Origin of the sequence: Nitrosococcus wardiae (genome assembly GCF_004421105.1) — a bacterium.
In the GTDB taxonomy this organism is placed as follows: Bacteria; Pseudomonadota; Gammaproteobacteria; order Nitrosococcales; family Nitrosococcaceae; genus Nitrosococcus; species Nitrosococcus wardiae.
On the sequence record NZ_CP038033.1, the window covers coordinates 840,703 to 859,177 of the forward strand.

At 49.4% G+C, this 18,475-nt stretch carries 19 protein-coding genes; 17 read left to right on the forward strand and 2 right to left on the reverse strand.

Annotation, left to right across the window (positions count from 1 at the left end; genetic code table 11):
* Window positions 1-5: 5 nt before the first annotated feature.
* Window positions 6-1,151, reverse strand: a complete 1,146-nt coding sequence (dnaN, locus tag E3U44_RS04100) for a DNA polymerase III subunit beta (RefSeq protein ID WP_240761728.1) — start codon at window positions 1,149-1,151, stop codon at window positions 6-8.
* A gap of 264 nt (window positions 1,152-1,415) precedes the next feature.
* Window positions 1,416-2,768: a chromosomal replication initiator protein DnaA gene (dnaA, locus tag E3U44_RS04105; protein WP_134356793.1), complete on the reverse strand. Its 1,353-nt coding sequence runs from the start codon at window positions 2,766-2,768 to the stop codon at window positions 1,416-1,418.
* Window positions 2,769-3,060: 292 nt separating this feature from the next.
* Between dnaA and rpmH the strand changes: the two genes are divergently transcribed.
* From rpmH to E3U44_RS04190, 17 genes are all read left to right on the forward strand, one after another.
* A complete protein-coding gene (gene rpmH, locus E3U44_RS04110; protein ID WP_013034820.1) occupies window positions 3,061-3,195 on the forward strand; it encodes a 50S ribosomal protein L34 in 135 nt (44 codons plus the stop codon).
* A gap of 27 nt (window positions 3,196-3,222) precedes the next feature.
* Complete coding sequence (gene rnpA / locus E3U44_RS04115) at window positions 3,223-3,582, forward strand: ribonuclease P protein component (RefSeq protein ID WP_134356794.1); 360 nt, start codon at window positions 3,223-3,225, stop codon at window positions 3,580-3,582.
* Window positions 3,583-3,759: 177 nt separating this feature from the next.
* Window positions 3,760-5,430 carry a membrane protein insertase YidC gene (yidC, locus tag E3U44_RS04120; RefSeq protein ID WP_134356795.1) on the forward strand — a complete coding sequence of 557 codons (1,671 nt, stop codon included), beginning with the start codon at window positions 3,760-3,762 and terminating at the stop codon, window positions 5,428-5,430.
* Entirely contained in the window at window positions 5,394-6,773 is a 1,380-nt protein-coding gene (gene mnmE, locus E3U44_RS04125; protein ID WP_134356796.1) for a tRNA uridine-5-carboxymethylaminomethyl(34) synthesis GTPase MnmE, read from the forward strand. Before yidC ends, mnmE begins: the two co-directional genes overlap by 37 nt.
* Window positions 6,774-6,776: 3 nt before the next feature.
* Window positions 6,777-8,666, forward strand: coding sequence for a tRNA uridine-5-carboxymethylaminomethyl(34) synthesis enzyme MnmG (mnmG, locus tag E3U44_RS04130; protein WP_134356797.1), 1,890 nt, complete (start codon window positions 6,777-6,779; stop codon window positions 8,664-8,666).
* A gap of 52 nt (window positions 8,667-8,718) precedes the next feature.
* Entirely contained in the window at window positions 8,719-9,354 is a 636-nt protein-coding gene (rsmG, locus tag E3U44_RS04135) for a 16S rRNA (guanine(527)-N(7))-methyltransferase RsmG (protein WP_420812604.1), read from the forward strand.
* 1 nt (window position 9,355) lies between these two features.
* On the forward strand, window positions 9,356-10,150 hold the full coding sequence (locus tag E3U44_RS04140; protein ID WP_134356799.1) for a ParA family protein: 795 nt from the start codon (window positions 9,356-9,358) through the stop codon (window positions 10,148-10,150).
* A gap of 7 nt (window positions 10,151-10,157) precedes the next feature.
* Complete coding sequence (locus tag E3U44_RS04145) at window positions 10,158-11,027, forward strand: ParB/RepB/Spo0J family partition protein (RefSeq protein ID WP_134356800.1); 870 nt, start codon at window positions 10,158-10,160, stop codon at window positions 11,025-11,027.
* Window positions 11,028-11,258: 231 nt separating this feature from the next.
* Entirely contained in the window at window positions 11,259-11,630 is a 372-nt protein-coding gene (locus E3U44_RS04150; RefSeq protein WP_134356801.1) for an ATP synthase subunit I, read from the forward strand.
* A 65-nt stretch (window positions 11,631-11,695) separates the two neighbouring features.
* Window positions 11,696-12,499: a F0F1 ATP synthase subunit A gene (atpB, locus tag E3U44_RS04155; protein WP_134356802.1), complete on the forward strand. Its 804-nt coding sequence runs from the start codon at window positions 11,696-11,698 to the stop codon at window positions 12,497-12,499.
* 73 nt (window positions 12,500-12,572) lie between these two features.
* The gene (gene atpE / locus E3U44_RS04160) at window positions 12,573-12,857 is read left to right on the forward strand and encodes a F0F1 ATP synthase subunit C (RefSeq protein ID WP_134356803.1); all 285 of its coding nucleotides are present in this window, start codon (window positions 12,573-12,575) and stop codon (window positions 12,855-12,857) included.
* A 49-nt stretch (window positions 12,858-12,906) separates the two neighbouring features.
* Window positions 12,907-13,377, forward strand: coding sequence for a F0F1 ATP synthase subunit B (locus E3U44_RS04165; protein ID WP_134356804.1), 471 nt, complete (start codon window positions 12,907-12,909; stop codon window positions 13,375-13,377).
* 15 nt (window positions 13,378-13,392) lie between these two features.
* Window positions 13,393-13,929 carry a F0F1 ATP synthase subunit delta gene (locus tag E3U44_RS04170; RefSeq protein WP_134356805.1) on the forward strand — a complete coding sequence of 179 codons (537 nt, stop codon included), beginning with the start codon at window positions 13,393-13,395 and terminating at the stop codon, window positions 13,927-13,929.
* Between the two features lie 26 nt (window positions 13,930-13,955).
* Window positions 13,956-15,503: a F0F1 ATP synthase subunit alpha gene (gene atpA, locus E3U44_RS04175; protein WP_134356806.1), complete on the forward strand. Its 1,548-nt coding sequence runs from the start codon at window positions 13,956-13,958 to the stop codon at window positions 15,501-15,503.
* A gap of 15 nt (window positions 15,504-15,518) precedes the next feature.
* The gene (gene atpG, locus E3U44_RS04180) at window positions 15,519-16,382 is read left to right on the forward strand and encodes a F0F1 ATP synthase subunit gamma (protein ID WP_134356807.1); all 864 of its coding nucleotides are present in this window, start codon (window positions 15,519-15,521) and stop codon (window positions 16,380-16,382) included.
* A 77-nt stretch (window positions 16,383-16,459) separates the two neighbouring features.
* Entirely contained in the window at window positions 16,460-17,836 is a 1,377-nt protein-coding gene (gene atpD / locus E3U44_RS04185) for a F0F1 ATP synthase subunit beta (protein WP_134356808.1), read from the forward strand.
* A gap of 24 nt (window positions 17,837-17,860) precedes the next feature.
* A complete protein-coding gene (locus tag E3U44_RS04190; protein ID WP_134356809.1) occupies window positions 17,861-18,292 on the forward strand; it encodes a F0F1 ATP synthase subunit epsilon in 432 nt (143 codons plus the stop codon).
* The last annotated feature ends 183 nt before the right edge of the window (window positions 18,293-18,475 follow it).

Here is an 18,475-nt window from a genome sequence, read left to right on the forward strand (position 1 = left end):
GTGAGCTACAATCTCATAGGCATCACCACATATTTGCTGCCAACCTCACCAATAGGAGTAATCAGGCAACTACTATTGGCATTAGTGAATTCTAATTTAACCTGCTCAGTATTTATAATGTTAAGAACATCAATGAGATAGGAGTTATTAAAAGCAATTTCAAAGCTTTCTCCCTGATATTCGATCTCTAACTCTTCCTCAGCGGACTCTTGCTCCAAGTTCGTAACAGTCGCTTGAAGCTTTAAATTTGATAAATGTAAACGTACCCCACGATATTTATCGTTAGTGAGAATATTTACCCGCCCTAAAGCCTGTTTAAATTGTTCCCGATCAGCAATAAACCGCTTCTCGCAGCCTACAGGTATTACCCGTTTATAATCAGGGAATTGCCCGTCGATCAGCTTAGTAGAAAAGGATAACCCCTGAAATTCAGCCCCCATTTGATTGGTACCAAATTTTAATCGTACCGGTTCACTCGATTCCCCTAGCAAACGCACCAACTCCAATACCGCTTTACGAGGGATGATAGACTGGATATGCACTCCCTCTCGTCGAGGTCCTTTTTCCAAAGAAGCCACTGCAAGGCGGTGCCCATCTGTAGCGACTGCATAGATAGCTTCTTCACCAAGTTCCAATAATAAACCATTGAGATAGTAACGGACATCTTGATGGGCCATGCAAAAGACTGTCTGGTGCAATAACTGTTTTAGCTCCGCTTGAGTCAATTCTAACTCTACCACCTCCTCAAGGCTATCAGTGCTTGGAAAGTCTTCGGCTGGAAGTGTGCCAAGCGTAAACCGGCTCTGACCAGAATGAACGTGAAATTGTCCTTTTTCATGGTGTACTTCCAGTACAGCTCGAGAAGGTAAAGCACGGCAAATATCCAAGAATTTCCTTGCTGAAACTGTGGTTTTACCTCCTTTTGGGTGGAGAACTTCAAGAGTAGTTCTTATCTCAACTTCAAGATCCGTTGCCGTCAGGGATAGCCTTGAGTCTTCAACCGATAGAAGAACGTTGAAGAGGATAGGCAGCGTATGCCGTCGCTCTACTACACCACAAACAATGGCTAAATGTCTAACGATTTCTTCTCTCTCAATGGAAAACTGCATCAATTGCTTTTTCTCTCTTAAAACAAGGGGGGTAAAGGGCATCTAGTATTGTTTGGCGATCTTCACAGTATTATCTCAGTTTCCCACAAGGCCTATTACTATTATCTTTAAGAATCTATATTAATAGTGATAGTGAGTCACCCGAAAATCTGTGGATATCTTACTTTTATTTAATTAATTCAATAGCTTGCTTTGTGGATAACCCTATGGATAAGTTGTGTATAAATAGTGGATAATTTGTGAATTGATTCTTTTCAACAGTTTATCCACGTGTTATACACAACTTATCCACACCTTTATCCACACCTAGGTAGACAGCCTTTTCAGTAGATTTTGGTAATCTTCAGCGACTCGTCGATCACTACTCTTAAGCTCATCTATTTTACGACAGGCATGGAGAACTGTGGTGTGATCACGGCCGCCGAAGGATTTTCCAATTTCCGTTAAACTGTGATCTGTGAGTTCTTTGGAAAGGCTCATGGCGATTTGCCGAGGTCGAGCGATCGCGCGGGAACGCCGCTTTGACGGTAAATCAGAAACCCGGATCTTGTAGTATTCGGCCACTGTTTTCTGGATATTCTCGATGGTGACTAGTTTCTCTTGTAAGGCTAGTAGGTCTTTAAGTGCTTCACGGGTCAGTTCCATCGTAATGGGGCGGCGGGTAAATCGAGAATAAGCAATCACCCGTCGTAGTGCTCCTTCCAGTTCGCGGACGTTGGAATAAATGAGGCGCCCGAGAAAAAATGCGACGTCATCCGATAGGGCAACGCTTTCGACACTGGCTTTATTCATTAAGATTGCAACCCGCGTTTCCAATTCCGGAGGTTCAACAGCAACCGTTAGTCCCCAACCAAACCGTGATTTCAACCGCTCCTCCAACCCATTAACCTCTTTCGGGAAACGGTCACAAGTCAAAATGATTTGGTGTTGGACCTCTAGTAAGGTATTGAAAGTATAGAAAAACTCTTCCTGTGAGCGCTCTTTTCCGGCGAAAAATTGGATATCATCAATAAGTAAAACATCTACTGAGCGATAACGGCCCTTAAATTCGTTTATGGCGTTAAGCTGTAAGGCTCTGATCATCTCGGCAACGAATTGTTCCGAGTGTAAGTAAGCCACCCGAGCGTGAGGGCTGCGGGCTCGGATATAATTGCCTACGGCATGCATCAGATGGGTTTTGCCAAGGCCCACTCCTCCGTAAATAAATAAAGGGTTATAGGCACTTCCAGGGTTTTCTGCAACTTGATAGGAAGCGGCGCGAGGCAACTGATTAGATTTGCCCTCAACAAAATTATCGAAGGTATAATTTTTGTTAAGTCGGGATTCGGGGATTCGATCAATGTCTCTGGATGAAGAGGTGAGAACGGCCTCTGAAGGTAGCTCAGGCACAGGAGGGGAGGCTGGTGGTTGTGGATTACAAGAACCCACCTCCAGGATTGCCTTTTCGATGCGACCGTCACTGTAGTGGGAGAGTAACGCATTAATGCGGTTTTCAGCGCAGTCTTGTACCCAATCGACCACAAATTGGTTGGGTGCGTAAAGGCGCAGATTAGAATCTTGCTGTATTGCTTGTAAGGGGCGAATGTAGGTATTGAACTCCTGGAGGTCAAGTTCCCCTTCTAGATGATTAAGGCAGTGTTCCCAAAGCGAGAATGGCACGGATTGCATACTCCTTGTAAACAATCGAGATTAGGCTAGATTGCCTAACGTTTAAGAGAGATGCGGCCAGAAACAAGGGCAACTTAGTGTCCTTAGCGTATTAAGGACTGAGGTTTCTGCCCTGATTATTGTTACTGGGGAAATAAAAAACTTATCCCTATCGAGCCATCTTGGCAAGGAGGAATGGATTCCTAATTCTCTCTTGACATCAGCCACCGCTGCCAGATAGTTTATTAGCTTTATTTCGCACGGGTATCTAGCCAACTATGGCTGCTAAATAGGTTCAACAAAGATGAAGCGTACCTTCCAACCTAAGAACTTAAAGCGTAAACGCACACATGGGTTTCGTGCTCGGATGCGGACCCAGGGTGGGCGCGCTGTGATCAATAGGCGCCGCGCTAAGGGGCGGAAACGCCTTAGCGCTTAACGCTTAGTCCAAATAGATTGTCTCAATATGAAACAATTCGGGTTCACTCGCTCGATGCGGCTCGTGGACCCAGGCGACTTCAAGCAAGTGTTTGCGGCTGGGAAGCGGGCTAGCGGCAAAGCGTTTACTGTACTTTATCGCTCGAATAGCTTAGAACATCCTCGTCTGGGGATGGCTATTCCCCGCAAACACTTTTCCCGAGCAGTTGATAGAAATCGGATAAAGCGCCTGATTAGAGAGAGCTTCCGCCAATGGCAACGAGTATTGGGTGGGCGGGATCTGGTTGTGTTGTCGAGGCCAGGTATTAACCAGCGTTCAAATTCGGATCTGCTCCGTTGCCTAGAGAGTCAATGGATGCGCCTAATCGAGCGGCGTAATGATTCCTAAATCTTTTTCCTGCAACGTTATGGCTGTTCTATAGGCTGTCATAAGGCAAATAGGCTGCCAATTTTAGTCATTCTGTTTAATTCATTGAGGTTATCTGCGATAGAGGCCTAACAATTCCTATCGCTAGCATTTAGGGGATATTGCTCTCCATGCCGGAAACCCAACGGAAAAGGTGTCATGGAAAACTATCGGTTGCTTCTATTCTCTGCTTTGATTCTAGTATTGTTTTTGATGTGGGATGCTTGGCAAACGGATTATGGCCCTATCCCGCTTATGCCCCCGCCGCCGCCGCAACCTTCGGCTAGTTCGGAAGACTCTTCTCCAGCTCCAGCTCTACCTGAGAAGGGTCTAGATACGCCGCCGCCTGAAGGGGTTTCGGGTACAGCACCACCTGCAATGGCTGATATGGACACAGGCCCCGTCTTAGCAGGGCAAGCTATTGAGGTGAAAACAGATCTCCTCACAGTCAAGATTGAAATGACGAGTGGTGATCTGTATGAAGTGCAGCTGCTGGATTATCCGGTTTCTCTGAAAAAACCCAATGAGCCAGTATCTTTATTGCATCAAGCCGATCCTGATCTTTTTGTTACTCAATCAGGGTTGCGGGCGATTTCAGGGCCTTCTGCCACCCATGAAACGGCTCAGTTTTCAGCGTCTAAGAGCCATTATCAACTGGCACCGGGTGAAGACAGTCTGGTTGTTCCCCTCACTTGGGAGGACGAAAGCGGCATTAAGGTGACGAAGACCTATATATTCCATAGGGATAGCTATGAGGTTGATCTAAACCTCAAGATCGAAAATGGAACAGATCAAGTTTGGACGGGGCGGCCCTATGCTCAATTCATCCGTACCCCTCCTAAGTCCGACAGCTTTTTTGTCCGTTCCTACATAGGCGCAGTTTTTTCTACCGAGGAGAATGAGTACCAAAAAGTTGATTTTGGTGACTTGGCCTCAGAGCCCTTTGAGCGCCATAGCTCAGGGGGATGGGCAGCCATGCTCCAACACTATTTCGTGGCCGCCTGGATCCCTCGGGAGGAGGGAAGCAATTATTATTACGGTAGGCATGTGCAAGGCTCCCGCTATATTGCTGGGGTAATGCCTTCCCAGCAGACGGTGGCGCCGGGAGAAAGTGGAGAGTTCAAACTAAGTTTATTTGCAGGTCCCAAGATTCAGGATCGACTGGCTGCTACAGCCCCTAAACTAAATCTAACCGTGGATTACGGTAAGCTGACTATCCTGGCTGAGCCCCTCTTCTGGCTGATGAGTTGGTTCCACAGTTTGGTGGGCAACTGGGGATGGGCTATTGTGCTGTTGACCGTGATGGTCAAACTTATTTTCTTCAAGCTTTCCCAGACCAGTTATCGCTCCATGGCTCGCATGCGCAAATTACAGCCCCGCCTTCTTGCTCTCAAGGAACAGCATGGGGACGATCGGCACAAAATGGGTCAAGCCATGATGGAGCTATATAGGAAGGAGAAGGTCAACCCCATGGGGGGATGCCTCCCCATATTGGTGCAGATCCCCGTATTTATTGCGCTCTATTGGATGTTAATAGAATCGGTTGAATTACGGCATGCGCCATTTGCTTTTTGGATTCAGGACCTCACTGCGAAAGATCCTTATTATGTCTTGCCCCTATTAATGGGTGTAAGCATGTTTGTCCAGCAGAAGTTGAGTCCAGCACCAACCGACCCCATACAGGCGAAGGTCATTGCTTTGATGCCGGTTATGTTTACTATCTTCTTTGTCCTGTTTCCGGCGGGATTGGTCCTGTATTGGGTGGTCAATAATATCCTCTCCATTGCCCAGCAATGGTACATTACTCGCCAGATCGAAAAGGAGGGCTGAGCGATACCATCGCTGCAATAGCCACCCCACCCGGTCGAGGTGGCATTGGTGTGGTTCGCGTTTCAGGCCCGCTTTGTTGTCACGTGGCGGAACACATTACGGGGCGGGTTCCTCCGCCCCGTTACGCTGCTTTCTGCCGTTTTCGTAATCGCGAGGGAGAGACTATCGATCGGGGGCTCGCTCTCTATTTTCCTGGTCCCCGCTCTTTTACCGGTGAAGATGTGCTGGAGTTGCAGGGGCACGGGGGGCCTGTCGTGATGGACTGGCTTCTGAGTTGTGTTCTCCAGTTAGGCGCTCGTTTAGCGCGCCCTGGTGAGTTTAGCGAGCGGGCCTTTCTTAATAATAAAATTGATTTGGCTCAGGCTGAAGCGATTGCCGATCTTATTGAAAGTGCTTCGGAGCAAGCCGCCCGCAGCGCCTTGCGTTCTCTCCATGGTGAATTTTCAGCCCAGATCCAGGAACTGCGAGATCAGCTGATCGAGCTGCGCTGTTTGGTGGAGGCGGATATTGATTTTAGCGACGAGGATATTGATTTTATTGAACGAGGGGCAGTGGCAGAGCGTTTACAAGGGCTTCAATCTACATTAAGGAGAATCCATCGTAGCGCCCAGCAGGGGGCTTTACTTCGGGAAGGGATAAGGGTAGTGCTAGTAGGCCGGCCCAACGTCGGTAAATCCAGCCTGCATAATCGTTTAGCGGGATTTGAAGCCGCCATTGTCACGGATGTTCCCGGAACTACCCGGGATCTTTTGCGCGAGCATATTACTATCGACGGCTTGCCCATACGTCTTTCTGATACTGCGGGTCTCCATGATTCCATGGATATCATCGAGCAGGAAGGAATGCGTCGTACTCGTGAAGAGGTTACTAGCGCTGACCATGTGTTGCTGATTGCCGATGATCAGGTTGGTTTAACAGAACTAGAGCAAGCAATTCTCAGTGAATTGCCTGATAATGTGACTTATACCCTTATACTGAACAAGATTGATTTGAGCGGCGCATCTGCAGAGCGCAGAGAAGATGCCCAGGAAGGAGTAATGCTCCGGCTTTCTGTGCTGACCGGCGCTGGCATGGATTTGCTCCTACAGCGGCTGAAAGAGTGCGCAGGCTTTGATGGGGAAGGGGAAGGATACTTCTCAGCCCGGCGGCGTCATTTAGAAGCTTTGCAGCGGGCAGGAGCTGCTGTAGCGGCGGCGGGGGAGATCCTCAGGGAGGAAGGGCCTGAGGAAATGCTTGCCGAAGAGCTGCGTCAGGCTCAAAATGCCTTAGCAGAGATTACTGGCGAATACCGTTCGGATGATTTATTGGGTGAGATATTCTCAACTTTTTGTATCGGCAAATAATCTATGACCTCTTCTTATCAATATGAGGTAATCATTGTGGGAGGTGGCCACGCAGGCACCGAAGCCGCCTTGGCCGCTGCTCGGCAAGGTGTGCGAACATTGCTACTGACCCACAATCTTGAAACCCTGGGCCAGATGAGCTGTAATCCTGCGATCGGTGGCATTGGTAAAGGGCACCTCGTTAAAGAGATTGATGCTTTGGGCGGGTTAATGGCCCACGCAGCGGATCGGGCTGGAATTCATTTTCGCGTGCTGAATGCGCGCAAGGGTCCGGCTGTCCGAGCTACTCGAGCCCAGGCTGATCGGACCTTATACAAGGCGGCGGTGCGCAAATCTCTAGAACAACAGCCTCATCTATCCCTTTTCCAGCAGGCAGTCGCTGACCTCCTAGTGGAAGGGGAACGAGTGATTGGAGTAAAGACTCAACTGGGGCTTACTTTCTATGCTCCGGCAATTATCCTCACCGTGGGGACTTTTCTGGGAGGTCGCATTCATGTGGGATTAACTCATCATGAAGGGGGACGGGCGGGTGATCCTCCGGCCAATGCTCTGGCTTGTCGGTTGCGGGAACTCCCCTTCCGGGTTGCTCGTTTGAAGACCGGGACCCCTCCCCGTATCGATGGCCGGAGTATTGACTATTCTCAACTGGAGGTACAACCGGGGGATAGCCCGGTACCGGTATTTTCTTTCCTGGGTTCAGTGCAGGATCATCCATCCCAGGTACATTGTCATATTACCCGGACTACCCCCCAGACTCATGAGATTATCCGCGCCAATCTGGACCGCTCTCCCATGTATAGCGGGGAGATAGAAGGGATGGGACCTCGCTACTGTCCCTCCATCGAAGATAAGGTGGTTCGTTTTTCTGATAAAGAGTCCCATCAGATTTTTATTGAACCTGAGGGATTGGAAACCTTCGAGGTCTATCCTAATGGCATCTCCACCAGCTTGCCCTTTGATGTTCAGGAAGCTCTCGTGCGCTCTATTCCGGGATTTGATCAGGCCCATATTACTCGCCCAGGCTATGCTATTGAGTATGATTTCTTTGATCCCCGGGATCTTAAGCCTTCCTTGGAAACCTCTTTTCTGCAAGGGCTCTATTTTGCTGGGCAAATCAATGGCACTACAGGTTATGAAGAGGCAGCGGCCCAAGGGCTGATTGCAGGACTTAATGCCGGCCTTCAAATCCGAGATCAAGCGCCTTGGTGGCCACGAAGGGATGAGGCCTATGTGGGGGTGCTCATTGATGATCTGATCACCTGCGGAACTAGTGAACCCTATCGGATGTTTACCAGCCGTGCTGAGTATCGCCTGCTGCTGCGCGAAGACAACGCCGATCTGCGCTTGACCCCCAAAGGACAGGCGTTGGGGGTGGTAGACGAAACCCGTTGGAGGCAATTCAATGCCAAGTGGGAGGCGATTGAAAGGGAAAACCAACGGCTTTCTCAGCAACGAATTGGACCGGATCAGGTTGCCGAGGAAGAGGCAACTACCCTCTTGGGTGAGCCCCTACGCCGTGAGTACCGTCTTATTGAACTGTTGCGGCGGCCACAAATCAGTTATGAAAAGCTGATGCGTTTGATTGGCGAGCCGGTAGCAGTAGACCCAGTTGTGGCAGAACAAATTGCTATTCAAGCCAAATATGCGGGTTATATTGAGCGCCAACAACAGGAGATCACTCGCCAGCAGCGCCATGAAGGTTTACGCCTCCCCTTAGATTTGGATTACCATCAGGTTAAAGGGCTTTCCGCCGAGGTCCAGGAGAAACTGGCCCGGGTGCGGCCGGCTACCTTAGGACAAGCAGCGCGGATACCAGGAGTGACTCCTGCTGCCGTGTCACTTTTATTAGTTTACTTAAAGCGTGCCCGTGTTTTAGAAGAAGTGGAGGTTTAGGCATCATGTTCCCGTTAGTGTCCCCAGCTAGAGAGGAATAAACTTGGCTTTAATGGGAACAGAAATCCTTGAGAAAGGATTGTTAATCTTAGGGTTCAAGCTGGAGCAGAGGCAAGTAGGGGGATTGCTGGCCTATATCCGGTTATTGGAGAAGTGGAGCCAGCGTTATAACCTAACGGCTATTAGAAATCCTGCGGAAATGATTTCGAAACACTTACTTGACAGCCTCAGTATCGGGCCTTATTTGGGGGTGGGCCGAATCCTAGATGTGGGCAGCGGCGGTGGATTGCCGGGTATTCCCTTAGCGATAGCCTATCCTGAGCGTGAATTTACTTTACTTGATAAGAGTACTAAAAAAACTCGATTTCTCATTCAGGCATCCATTGAATTAGGATTATCGAACGTCTCGGTCGTTTGTGAGCGGGTTGAGGCCTACCGCCCCCCCTATCTGTTTGATGTTGTCGTGACTCGAGCCTTTGCCAAATTGGCTGATTTTGTTGTCCAGGTAGGGCACTTATGCAAGCCGTCGGGGTATTTGCTGGCGATGAAAGGGGGGTTCCCGGAAGAAGAGCTTAAGGAATTGCCTGCAACCTTTGACATTGTAGAAGTCTGTGCTTTGTCGGTGCCGGGGCTTAATGCTCAACGCCATTTGGTGAAGTTAAGACCAAGTAGGGCAGGAGATCATTGAGATGGGTCGTATTATTGCCATTACTAATCAGAAAGGGGGGGTGGGCAAGACAACCACCAGCGTCAATCTAGCAGCTTCACTTGCTGCCCATAAACGCGGCGTGCTGCTGATCGATATGGATCCTCAAGGGAATGCGACCACCGGCAGTGGTATCGATAAATCCTCCTTATCCGCGACCACCTATGATGTCCTACTGGAAGATTTTGCCCCTGGTGATGCTCTGATTAAACTGCAAGAGTCAAGCTATACTGTATTGCCTGCTAATGGCGATTTAACAGCCGCTGAGGTGGAATTGCTTTCAGCATCAAAACGGGAGTTTCGATTGCGGCTAGCCCTTGAAAAAATTCGTTATAACTATGACGAAATTCTTGTTGATTGTCCACCCGCTCTTAACATGCTAACAATCAATGCCTTAACCGCAGCCGATGGGGTTATTATTCCTATCCAGTGTGAATATTATGCCCTTGAAGGTTTGTCGGCCTTGCTGAATACTATTGAAGGCATCCAGCAGAGGCTCAATCCTCAATTGCATATTGCTGGCCTGCTTCGAACGATGTTCGACCCCCGCAATAATCTCGCCAATGAGGTATCCAATCAGCTGATAAGTCATTTCGGGCAACAAGTCTATAGCACCATTATCCCGCGTAACGTTCGTTTGGCGGAAGCACCAAGTTATGGTAAACCCGTTATGCTGTATGATCGTGCTTCCCGCGGCTCTGTTGCTTATTTGGTCTTGGCAAAAGAAGTGCTCATGCGGGAGGTGAGAGAAGAACCCTTACAAGCGGAGGTGAGGTAATTCCATAATGGCGGTAAAAAAACGGGGATTGGGGCGGGGGTTAGATGCCTTACTGGGGGCTGCCGACTTGCCCATTGATATTGGTGAAACCAAGGCTAAAGAGGAATTGCGGCGCCTTCCCCTAGATCAGATCCGGCTCGGAAAGTATCAGCCGCGGATGGAAATATGCCCTACGGCCCTAGAGGAATTAGCTGACTCTATTCGTGCCCAAGGAATAGTTCAGCCGATTGTCGTCCGTCCAGGAGGTAGCGGTACCTTCGAACTCATTGCCGGTGAGCGCCGTTGGCGGGCAGCACAGATGGTAGGCCTTGATGAAATACCGGCCGTAGTACGGGATGTGCCTGATCAAACTGCCGTGGCAATGGCGCTAATTGAAAATATTCAACGAGAGGACCTCAATCCCATTGAAGAGGCGAATGCTTTGCAACGGTTGATTAATGAATTTGGAATAACTCACCAAGAAGCTTCCCAGGCAGTAGGTCGTTCTCGGGCTGCAGTATCTAACTTGTTACGCCTCTTAACACTAGAAAAAGAAGTCAAACAACTGGTGGAAAAAGGTAATCTTGAAATGGGACATGCACGCGCCCTACTGGCGCTTAGCGACGAGGCTCAGCGGAAAGCAGCACGTACAGTCGCCCAGCAAGGGTTATCAGTGCGAGAAACAGAGCGTCTAGTAAAGCGCTTGCAGCAAGCACCGCGTCCCCAACGTTCTAAAGAAAAGTCGTTAGATCCTGATATTCGCCGTTTGCAAGAAGAGCTGGCCGAGCGGTTAGGGGCAGTGGTTCGGCTCCAGCACCATCCTAGTGGGAGTGGTAAGCTTTTAATTCATTACCATAGTGTTGATGAGTTAGATGGCATACTGGCCCATATCAAGTGATCTTTTGAGTGCGGGATTGTTTTAACAAGGAAAAATAAGTTAGGATAGCTGCCCTAAAACAAAACCTCAACAGCATAGTAAGGATAGGTTGCGCAGTTATCATTGACCCTGGCGCTTCCAGTCATTATACTGCGCGCCCCGTAACGGGCGGCGTAAAATAACCAACGTTAACGAAACCTTGATGAAGAAGCTGACACCTCAGCCTTGCTGGATTTATAGAAGATACAGGTTATGAGCTATGCAGCGCGGGTGCTGCGCGCAACTTTGCGCAGACTGCTGGTTGTTCAGCTGCTTTTAGTACTCCCAGTGGTACTGGCTTATGCTGTCATTAAGGGCGGCGATAGTGCGCTGGCAGCGGGATATGGTGGGGGTATTGCCTTAATCAATACCGCGGTCATGGCGTGGCGAGTAGGTCGGGCTAACAGCAAGCGAGCTTTAGCGGAGTTCTATATCGGAGCGAGCATTCGCTTTGGGGGGACTTTACTTTTGATGGCCATCGGTATGGGAGTATTAAAGTTAGATCCGTTAGCGTTATTGCTTGGCTTTGCTGCTGCCCAATTAGGCTATCTGTTTAATCGTGTACCTATGAATACACCCGATTAGCATTTTGGGATAGCAAAGAAGATTTGTAATAACTTGTCATATAACCAACCAGTGGGAAGAAAAAGTTGAGTGCCGAAAGCAACCCCGTAGAATACATCAACCACCATCTCACGAATTTATGCATTGGCCAATGCGAGAGCATGGGATTCTGGAGTTTTAAGCTCGATACCCTATTTATCAGTCTCGGCTTGGCAGCGCTGCTAGTCTACGCCAGCTACCGCATTGGCCGTAATCTCAATTTATCGGAACCTGGCGGCATGCAGAATGTACTAGAGGCTGTCGTTGAGTTTGTGGATCAGCAGGTTAAGGATATTTTCCCGGGGCGCAATCCACTCATTGGGCCACTTGCCATTACCATTTTCTTATGGGTGTTTTTGATGAACGCCATGGATTTAATTCCCGTGGATCTATTGCCTAAGCTTGCTGAGGTAATGGGTATCCATAGTCTTAAGGTTGTGCCAACCACTGAACTTGATACTACCTTTGCCTTGGCGTTAACCGTATTTGCCCTCATAGTTTATTACAACGTCAAAATCAAGGGCCCATTCGGTTATTTCAAACAGTTTCTCTTTCACCCATTTGGTAAGTATTTGGTCCCTGTCAATCTCGTCATGACGACCATTGAAGAGGTCGCTAAACCCGTTTCTCTTGGCTTGCGTTTATTTGGCAATATGTTTGCTGGTGAGCTTATTTTTCTGCTCATTGCTTTATTGTCCTTGGCGGGTTTTGGAGCGGCTTGGGTGCCGCAGATCATGCTGGATACCCTATGGGCTATCTTCCATATTCTGGTGATTACGCTGCAGGCGTTTATTTTTATGTTGCTCACCATTGTTTACCTAGGGATGGCCCATACCGAGGAAGAACATTAATCAACGCCAGTTTTTCTGAATACTTTTTTTCTAAATATTTTTTCCATCTAGTTTTTTTACGAGGAGAAATTTCATGAATCCTGAATTGCTTGTTTCTATTTATGCCTCTACTGCGATTGGTGTGGGCATTATCCTTGCCGCTGCGGGTCTTGGTTCTGCCCTGGGTTGGGGTCTTATTTGTTCCAAGTATATTGAAGGCATCGCTCGGCAGCCTGAGATGCGCCCACAGTTGATGGGGCAGATGTTGTTTACAGGCGGTCTGATGGAAGCTTTTCCCATGATTGTTCTTGGTATGTCCATGTGGTTTGTCTTTGCCAATCCCTTTGCCGGTGCTGCCCAGACGGCTCTTGGGGGTTAAGTTAATAAAGTAGATCAGCCACAACTATACAAAGTAGAGGAGTGCCGCCATGAATGTAACTGCTACGCTCATCGGCCAGATGGTGGCCTTCGGGATTCTAATCTGGTTTGTCAACCGCTACCTTTGGGGGCCTTTGACTCACCTGATGGAAGAACGGAAGAAGCGAGTTGCTGACGGCTTGGCTGCGGCCGAGCGCGGCAAGCATGAACAGGAGCTGGCAGAAAAACGTGCCAAGGAGACCCTGCACGAGGCCAAAGAAAAAGCTGCCGAGATTATCACTCAGGCCCAGAAACGTGCCAATGAAATTATTGAGGAAGCTAAGGAATCTGCCCATGCTGAGGGAGAACGGTTAAAAGCCGCGGCTAACGCCGAGATACAGCAGGAGATGAATCGTGCCCGTGAGGATTTGCGAGGCCAGGTGGTATCGATTGCCGTCGCCGGAGCTAGCAAAATTCTCAAGCGGGAGCTTGACGAAGAGGCGAACAAAGCCTTGGTAAAAGAATTGGTAGGCCAGATTTAAGGATCTTATAAGTTAATGGCTGAGAAGATAACAATTGCTCGACCGTATGCCAATGCGGTGTTTGAGCTGGCCCAGGCACAGGGGAACTACGATCAATGGTCCGGTGCGCTAAGTGCATTTGCAGACCTAGTTAGAGACCCGGAAATACAGATTTTGATCGACGATCCGCGCTACACTTCCGAACAGCTCATTGAGTTGTTTGTTGAAATCGGAGGCGATGCGGTCACTGACGCTGCTAAAAATTTTCTCAAAGTATTAGCCGACAATGATCGCCTGTCCGTACTTCCGGAAATCGCTACCTTATTTGAGCAGCTGCGGGCTGAAACCGAAGAAACATTAGAAGCTGAGGTTATTTCGGCTAAGCCGCTGACCGAAGATCAATTGAATGAAATTGCGACCGCCCTCAAACGTCGGTTAGGACGTGAGGTGACGTTCTCCTGTAAAACCGATGAATCCCTGCTAGGTGGTGTTGTTATCCGCGCCGGCGATTTGGTTATTGACGGTTCTGCTATTGGAAAACTTAATCAGTTGGCCACCTCGTTGCTGCACTAGAGCGGGCCGAACAAGAGGACATAGCCATGCAACTGCAACTCAACGCTGCAGAAATTAGCGAACTTATTAGAAAACGTATTGAAGGATTCGAAGCCAAAGTAGAAGCCCGTACGGAAGGTACGGTGGTCAGTGTGACCGACGGTATTGTCCGTGTCCATGGGCTTGCCGACGTGATGTTTGGTGAAATGATTGAATTCCCAGGCAACACCTACGGTCTTGCCATGAACTTAGAGCGGGATTCAGTCGGTGCTGTAGTACTTGGCCCTTACCAACATATCTCTGAAGGTGATCGAGTTAAATGTACTGGCCGGATCTTAGAAGTACCTGTTGGGGAAGCGTTACTCGGTCGGGTGGTCGATTCCCTGGGTATTCCCATTGATGGGGGTGGGCCCATTGAGGCAGAAGCCACTTCCCCAATTGAAAAGGTAGCTCCCGGCGTTATTACCCGTCAGTCGGTTTCGCAACCGGTGCAAACGGGTTTGAAAGCCATTGACTCCATGGTGCCTATTGGTCGAGGTCAGCGGGAACTGATCATTGGAGACCGCCAAACGGGAAAAACAGCGGTCGCCGTGGATGCCATCATCAATCAGAAAGGCACCGGTATTAAGTGTATTTATGTGGCTATCGGCCAAAAGGCTTCCTCCGTTGCAGGTGTGGTGCGCAAACTGGAAGAACATGGCGCCCTTGAACATACCATTATCGTTGCCGCAAATGCCTCTGAATCAGCTGCGCTGCAATTTATTGCGCCCTATGCCGGTTGTGCCATGGGTGAATATTTCCGTGATCGGGGAGAGGATGCCCTGATTATCTATGATGACCTTACCAAACAGGCGTGGGCCTATAGACAGGTCTCCTTGTTGCTCCGCCGTCCGCCAGGGCGTGAGGCATTTCCAGGTGACGTATTCTACCTTCATTCCCGGTTATTGGAGCGAGCTGCCCGGATTAATGCCGAGCAGGTGGAAAAATTAACTGAGGGAAAGGTTAAAGGTAAGACTGGTTCCTTGACTGCCTTACCTATTATTGAGACCCAGGCGGGAGACGTCTCTGCTTTTATCCCCACGAATGTTATTTCTATTACGGACGGCCAGATTTTCTTGGAGACGGATCTATTTAACGCGGGTATCCGTCCAGCTATTAATGCGGGCCTTTCAGTGTCACGGGTGGGGGGATCAGCCCAGACCAAAATCATCAAAAAGTTAGGGGGTGGTGTTCGCCTAGACCTGGCTCAATATCGCGAGCTTGCAGCCTTTGCTCAGTTTGCCTCCGATTTGGATGAGGCGACCCGGAGGCAGCTTGAGCGTGGCCAGCGAGTGACGGAACTTATGAAGCAAACTCAATATTCGCCAATGAGCGTAGGTCAAATGGCGGTGTCATTGTTGGCTGCTAATGAAGGCTTTTTGGATGATATTGAGGTCGATAAGATTCAGGATTTCGAAGCCGCTTTACAGGGCTATATGAAATCCAGCCATCCGGAACTTTTGGACAAGATTACCCAAACCGGTGATTACAGCGACGAGATTGCAGCAGAGATTAAAGCTGCCATCGAAAATTTCAAAACCACTAGCACGTGGTAAGCGGGAGCATTATCCATGGCGAGTGGTAAAGAAATACGGGGTAAGATTGGCAGTGTAAAGAATACGCAAAAGATTACCCGCGCAATGGAAATGGTGGCGGCGAGTAAAATGCGTAAAGCCCAAGATCGGATGAGGGCATCCCGCCCCTACGCGGATAAAGTCCGCAATGTAATCCGTCACTTGGCTCAGGCTCATCCAGAATATCAGCACCCCTATCTGATTAGTCGTGAGGTCAAGAAAGTCGGTTTCATTGTTGTCTCTAGCGATAGAGGGCTATGTGGTGGCCTGAATACCAATTTGTTCAGAAGCCTTTTGCGAACCATGCGGGAGTGGGATGGAAAAGGCGTGCCCATGGAACTTTGTACTATCGGTCAGAAGGCAAGTGTCTTTTTTCGCCGATTTGGCGGCAAGATTGTGGCTCAGGCAACCCACCTTGGAGATAGCCCCCACGTGGAGGATTTGATTGGGACTGTCAAGGTGATGCTGGATGATTACCAGGAGGGGAACATTGATCGCCTCTATTTGGTATTTAATGAATTCGTCAACACCATGACCCAGCGCCCGGGGATCGAGCAGTTGTTGCCTATTGATTCTGGGGAAATGGATGAAAAGCTAGAGCATCATTGGGACTATCTCTATGAGCCGGAAGCGAAGGAAGTTCTGGACCAATTGCTCGTTCGGTATATTGAATCATTGGTCTATCAGGGCGTGGTAGAGAATATTGCTTGTGAACAGGCTGCCCGAATGGTCGCTATGAAAGCCGCTTCGGATAATGCTGGAAACCTGATTGATGATCTCCAGTTGGCCTACAACAAGGCCAGGCAGGCGGCAATTACCCAGGAACTTTCAGAGATCGTGGGCGGCGCTGCTGCTCTTTAGATCCTGTCCCTGATTCCAAGCCCAAGGGCAAAAGCGGGTAACAGAGACACACTATTATCGCTAAGAGGAACAGAGTTATGAGCACCGGAAAGACTGTGCAGATTATTGGCGCAGTAGTTGATGTGGAATTTCCACGTGAATCTATGCCCAAGGTGTATGATGCCCTGAGGATCGATGACGTGGGTTTAACCCTGGAAGTACAGCAGCAACTTGGGGATGGTGTAGTGCGCACCATTGCCATGGGAAGCTCTGATGGTTTGCGCCGGGGAATGGCGGTGACCAATACCGAATCACCTATCTCGGTGCCAGTGGGAGCTAAGACTCTAGGGCGGATTATGGACGTGCTAGGTGATCCTGTGGATGAAGCAGGGCCTGTTGGCGAAGAAGAGCGCTGGGCAATCCATCGTAAAGCGCCCCTCTATGAGGAGCTATCCCCAGCCACGGAGTTATTGGAAACCGGTATTAAAGTGATTGACCTCATATGCCCCTTTGCTAAGGGGGGTAAGGTCGGCCTATTTGGGGGTGCCGGCGTGGGTAAGACCGTCAATATGATGGAACTTATCCGTAACATTGCGACCGAGCATGCTGGTTACTCGGTGTTTGCGGGGGTTGGCGAGCGTACCCGGGAAGGCAATGACTTCTATCACGAGATGAAGGAGTCCCAGGTTCTCGACAAGGTTTCCCTAGTCTATGGGCAAATGAATGAGCCCCCTGGAAACCGTTTGCGAGTGGCTTTGACCGGACTTACCATGGCGGAATATTTCCGTGAAGAAGGCCGTGACGTATTGTTGTTTATTGATAATATCTACCGCTATACCCTGGCGGGGACAGAGGTCTCGGCGCTTCTTGGCCGGATGCCCTCGGCGGTGGGTTATCAGCCTACGCTGGCGGAGGAAATGGGAGTTCTGCAAGAGCGCATTACCTCAACCAAGACCGGGTCCATCACCTCTATCCAAGCAGTTTATGTGCCTGCGGATGATTTAACCGATCCCTCGCCGGCGACGACCTTTGCCCATTTGGATGCCACGGTGGTGTTGTCCCGTCAGATTGCAGAGCTTGGGATTTATCCGGCAGTGGATCCTCTGGACTCCACCAGCCGCCAGCTTGATCCCCTCATTGTGGGACAGGAACATTATCAGGTAGCCCGGGCGGTGCAAGGCAATTTGCAGCGGTATAAAGAGCTTAAGGACATCATCGCCATTCTCGGTATGGATGAGTTGTCGGAAGAGGATAAGCTTATCGTGGCCCGGGCACGAAAGATCCAGCGTTTCCTTTCTCAGCCTTTCTTCGTGGCTGAGGTGTTTACAGGCAGTCCCGGCAAGTACGTGCCCCTCAAAGAAACCATCCAAAGTTTCAAAGGTATTGTGGAAGGTGAATATGATCATCTACCGGAGCAGGCCTTTTATATGGTGGGCACTATTGATGAGGCAGTAGAAAAAGCTAAGAAACTTTAATCGGGAACGCGCAAGGAGAAGGGAATGGCCATGACTATGCATGTGGACGTTGTGAGTGCCGAGAGGGAAATCTTCTCCGGAACGGCCAACATGGTGTTCGCACCAGCAGAGATGGGTGAGGTGGGTATTATGCCTCGCCACACCCCTTTGCTTACCCGGCTTAAACCTGGGGAGGTTCGAGTTCAGCGTCCGGAAGGTCAAGAGGATTTCTTTTATGTCTCCGGTGGCTTGCTTGAGGTCCAACCCCATGTGGTTACAGTGTTGGCCGATACTGCCCAGCGGGCTGCGGATATTGATGAAGCCGCTGCCCTTGCGGCTAAACAACGGGCAGAGGAGGCGCTCCGAAACCGAGAAGGGGAAATGGATTATGCCCGGGCCGAAGCCGAGCTTGCTGAGGCTATTGCCCAGCTTAGAGCCATTGAGAGGTTGCGCAAAAAACTCGGCCAAAGAAGGTGAGCAGTTTTTTCTAGGAAATAAAAAAGGCCGTCAATTGACGGCCTTTTTTATTTCCATATCCTGGCCTAATATAACAGTTAAGAAGCGTAAAAATGATAATTCATAATGGTTCAACCTTGAGTAAGCACTCAGGGGTAAGTACAAGTAAGCACTCTCTCATTAAGCCTAATCCTTATTTAGAGG